The 3,484-nt window shown below is 67.9% G+C and carries 4 protein-coding genes and 2 pseudogenes; 2 read left to right on the plus strand and 4 right to left on the minus strand.

Features of this window, described 5'->3' with window-relative positions; translation table 11 throughout:
• Both H7965_RS29160 and H7965_RS29165 read right to left on the minus strand, forming a co-directional pair.
• On the minus strand, nucleotides 1-153 hold a 153-nt coding region (locus H7965_RS29160; RefSeq protein WP_186773716.1), incomplete at its 3' end, for a transposase.
• 63 nt (nucleotides 154-216) lie between these two features.
• A complete protein-coding gene (locus H7965_RS29165) occupies nucleotides 217-411 on the minus strand; it encodes a transposase (RefSeq protein ID WP_261394430.1) in 195 nt (64 codons plus the stop codon).
• A 295-nt stretch (nucleotides 412-706) separates the two neighbouring features.
• On the opposite strand from H7965_RS29165, the pseudogene H7965_RS32210 reads away from it, so the two are divergent.
• Nucleotides 707-859 (plus strand): annotated as a pseudogene (locus H7965_RS32210) (transposase); the annotation flags it as partial.
• A 19-nt stretch (nucleotides 860-878) separates the two neighbouring features.
• Nucleotides 879-1,562, plus strand: a pseudogene (locus H7965_RS29170) (IS5 family transposase); the annotation flags it as partial.
• Here the strand turns inward: H7965_RS29170 and H7965_RS29175 are convergent.
• Nucleotides 1,484-2,653, minus strand: a complete 1,170-nt coding sequence (locus tag H7965_RS29175; protein ID WP_186774004.1) for an MBL fold metallo-hydrolase — start codon at nucleotides 2,651-2,653, stop codon at nucleotides 1,484-1,486. The pseudogene H7965_RS29170 and the gene H7965_RS29175 sit on opposite strands and share 79 nt — an antisense overlap.
• Before the next feature lie 186 nt (nucleotides 2,654-2,839).
• Nucleotides 2,840-3,484: hypothetical protein (locus H7965_RS29180; protein ID WP_222440884.1), on the minus strand; the 645-nt coding region annotated here is incomplete at its 5' end.

Here is a 3,484-nt window from a genome sequence, read left to right on the forward strand (position 1 = left end):
CCCCTCCATGGCCTGTCGCTTCCACTCGCCCACCATGGTCTGGTGAATGCCGTGCTTGGCCGCCAGCTGCGCCGTCGTCAACTCACCCCGCAGCGCTTCCAAAGCAACCTTCGCCTTGAAATCCGCCAAATACCGCGTCCGCTTGCCCGTCATCCGGGTCCGTCCTTCTCACAGGCGAACCGAGCTTACCCACCTGTCCGAAATCCGGGGACCACCTCACAGCCGCCAGAAGCGCTTCCAGACACTGTTCCACCAGCCGAACTCGGCCGGGAGGGCGCGCCAGGTGATGTTGTGGACCGTGAAGTAGTGCAGCGCCTCGAGGAAACGGCGGTCGTCCCGTCCCTTGTCGCCCCGCCGAGAGCGTGCTGCTCGGAACACCTCCAGCACCATCTCCCAGTCCGGCTCGGTCATCCGCGTCAACATCACCGGTCCCCCGCAATCCGGCGCATCATGAATCATCAACGAAACGGCCTGGGAAGCCAGCCAGGATTCAACTCCACGGAATCCGTCCACACGGCCTAGCCTCAGTCAGATCGGTGTAGCCATCCACTCAGCCTCAGTGCCCGTTTGCGAAGGGGCGACGGGGCTGGTTTGACGGGCTGACTCTGGTCCCTCGGGCGGCGTTGCGACCGGTTTCCTTCCTGGAGACCACCATGTGGACGCCAGCTGATCGGGCACGGGTTGGGAACTTGGGCGCCGCCAGGCCCTGACGGATGAGCAGTTCCGGTTGCTCGAGCAGATGATCCCGCCCGCCAAGTCGGGCGGGCGGCCGCGCACGACAGACATCCGGAACCTGCTGGACGGGCTCTTCTACCTCGTGCGCACCGGCTGCCAGTGGCGGCACCTGCCGCCGCCTCCGGCCTTCCCCCCCGTGGCGTACGGTGTATGGTTACCTGCGCGCTTTCCTGCGGGACGGCGTGTGGGAGAGCATCCGCCACCATTTCCTGGTCACGCTGCGCGAGGGTGCGGGGCGGGAGGCCAGCCCCACGGCTGCAATCATCGACACCCAGAGCGTGAGGACCACGGAGAGCGGCGGCCCGCGCGGATGGGATGCCGCCAAGCGGCTGAAGGGGCGCAAGCGCCACGTCACGGTGGACACGGATGGGCTACTGCTCGGGGTGGTCGTGCATGCGGCTGACATCCAGGACGCTGACGAGCTTGGCGATCTGCTGAAGCGCGTGAAGCCGCTCTACAACTGGCTCCGCGCAGTGTTCGCTGACGGCATCTACAACCGCCTCGCGGCCTTGCTGGCCTGCTTTCTGGCGGGTCTCGTGCTGCTCATAGTTCGCCGCGTCGCAGGCACCACCGGCTTCGTCGTGCAGCCGCGCCGGTGGGTGGTGGAGAGGTCGCTCGGTTGGTTCGGACGGTGGCGCCGCCTATCCAAGGATTACGAGGCGCTGCCCGAGGTCTCCAAGGCGATGGTCACCCTGGCCGCAATCCGCCTCATGCTCCACCGCTTGGCTCATCCGGCCGCCGACGCCTGCTACCCCCCGAAAGTCAGGCGCGTGCCTACTGCTGAACGGATGACCTGGCCCGGCATCTCCACACGCGCGAGGTCGTAGAAGAGGTCGCCCGCGCAGTGGGCCGGTACGAGGAAGTCGGGCTCCATTGCCTTCAACTCAAGCACGGTCCTGCGGACGTAGTCCTCCGTCAGCGGCGGGGCGACGAGGTGGAAGCCACCGATGACAGCATGAAGCTTGCTCACCCCGGTCACCTCCTGCGCCTGACGGATTGCGTTCACCACCCCGCGGTGGCTGCACGCGGTGAGGACGACGAGGCCGCGCCGCTTCACGACATAGCTCGTGGCGATCTCGTGCTCGAAGTCGTCCGGAACGAAGCCGCCCGTGTTCTTCGCCTCGGACATCCTTGCAGGGTCGCACCCGAGGCCGTCCACGATCCCCGTCCTCGCGCGCGTGGGCCGCAGGGGCGTCTCGAAGCTGCGCAAGGCAATTTGGCCGGATGTGACCGCGTGGTCGGCGGCGAGCGCCGGTCCCTCGGCGACCATGAGCATGAGGCCAGCGTCAAGGACCGCGCGCCGGTCGAGCGTGCCGAAATCGGCGCCGGTCGCGGCGGTCTGGCGCGTGCAGAAGCAGTCCTCTCCGCCTACGAAGAGGGGCAGGCCGGGCCTCAGCCTGCCCCGGCTGGCGGCGAGGAGGCCAGTCAGACCGCCGAAGTGGTCGTGGTGCCCATGGCTCAGCACCAGCGCGTCGATGCGCGCCGGGTCGATCCCAAGGAGCCGCATGTTGTTCAGCAGCACCTCGGGCGTGTAGCCGAAGTCGACGAGCACCGCGCGGGTCTCGCCTCCCCGGCTCGATTCGGCGAGCATGGAGAGGCCGAACTCGCCCGCGAGGCTGTCGCGGGGCGGCAGGCCGGATCGGCCGGAGACGCCTGAGCGCTCAACCCTGACCCCGCCGAGGGTCTGGGAGGGGAGGAAGGGGAAGAGATAGTTGTCGGCGACCATGGTCACCGTCAGGCGCTCGACCTCCGGCGGGGAGCCGGCCAGCGGTGCGGCGCGTGCCGTGCGTCCAGCGGTAGCGAGGGTGCCCACCAGCGAGCCGACGAAGCCGACGCTGGTGACGCGCAACACCTGCCGCCGTCTGACGCCACGTTGCGCGAACAACTCCGGAAGACATGTGCAACGGATGCCCGACATCATCCACCGCTCCTCGGTCCGGGGAACTGACAGGGAGGCGGACGGAGCCTAGAGGCCAGGCAGTTGGCGATGCCAGCACAATGCGGCACCGGCAAAAACCGTGATGCACTACAAGCGAGAGCCGCAAAGCCCAGCGGTGACGGAGGGCACACTTCCCAAACGGGGTCTCAGCTCGAGTTTGGCCATTTAGGCGGCGTGGCAGAGGGCGTAGGCGATGCCCTCTCGGAGGGCAGGCGGGAGTTTCGTAGCGTCGGGGGAGTGGCGGGACAGCGCAAAACCCTGCTCACTCCAGATCTCCCGCCGCACGGCGGCAAGGCTGTCGGCAAAGGTCGGCCGCTGCTTGTGGTACCAGGCGCTGGCCGAGACGCGGAGCTGGGCACGGCTGGTGAGGCGCGCCGCCATCAGGGTGACGACCGAGAACAGGTCGAGCAGACAGGGTGTGGTGCGGGCGATCGCCTTGTCTGACCACTGCCGCTGCGTCTCGACGCCGAGGTGGTCGCGGACCTCTCGGAATGTGACCTCGAGCTGCCAGCGCTGGACGAACCAGCAGACGATCTGCAGCGGCTCCTCCGCTGCGTTGGTGCAAAGCAGCGCCTGTGGGTCGAACCGCTGGCCGGGGTCGCGCAGCAGCACCCAGCGGATCGGCACGACCGGCATGCCGGCATGGCGCCAGACGGCGGTGTCGGAGCAGATCTCCACAATGCGCTCGCCTTCGCCATACCAGCCGGGCACGGTCAGGCGCTGCCACCGAGTGGTCTTGTCCGTCAGCACTTCGGCCAGGGTCGGCAGGCGCTCACCTTTGGTTCGGGGACGCCCGATGGTACCGGGCTG

This window comes from Siccirubricoccus deserti (assembly GCF_014283215.1).
Taxonomy (GTDB): domain Bacteria; phylum Pseudomonadota; class Alphaproteobacteria; order Acetobacterales; family Acetobacteraceae; genus Siccirubricoccus; species Siccirubricoccus deserti.

Coding starts and splice junctions, on each gene's coding strand:
- H7965_RS29165 (WP_261394430.1), bottom strand. CDS start 411: ATGACCGAGCCGGACTGGGAGATGGTGCTGGAGGTGTTCCGAGCAGCA.
- H7965_RS29175 (WP_186774004.1), bottom strand. CDS start 2,653: ATGTCGGGCATCCGTTGCACATGTCTTCCGGAGTTGTTCGCGCAACGT.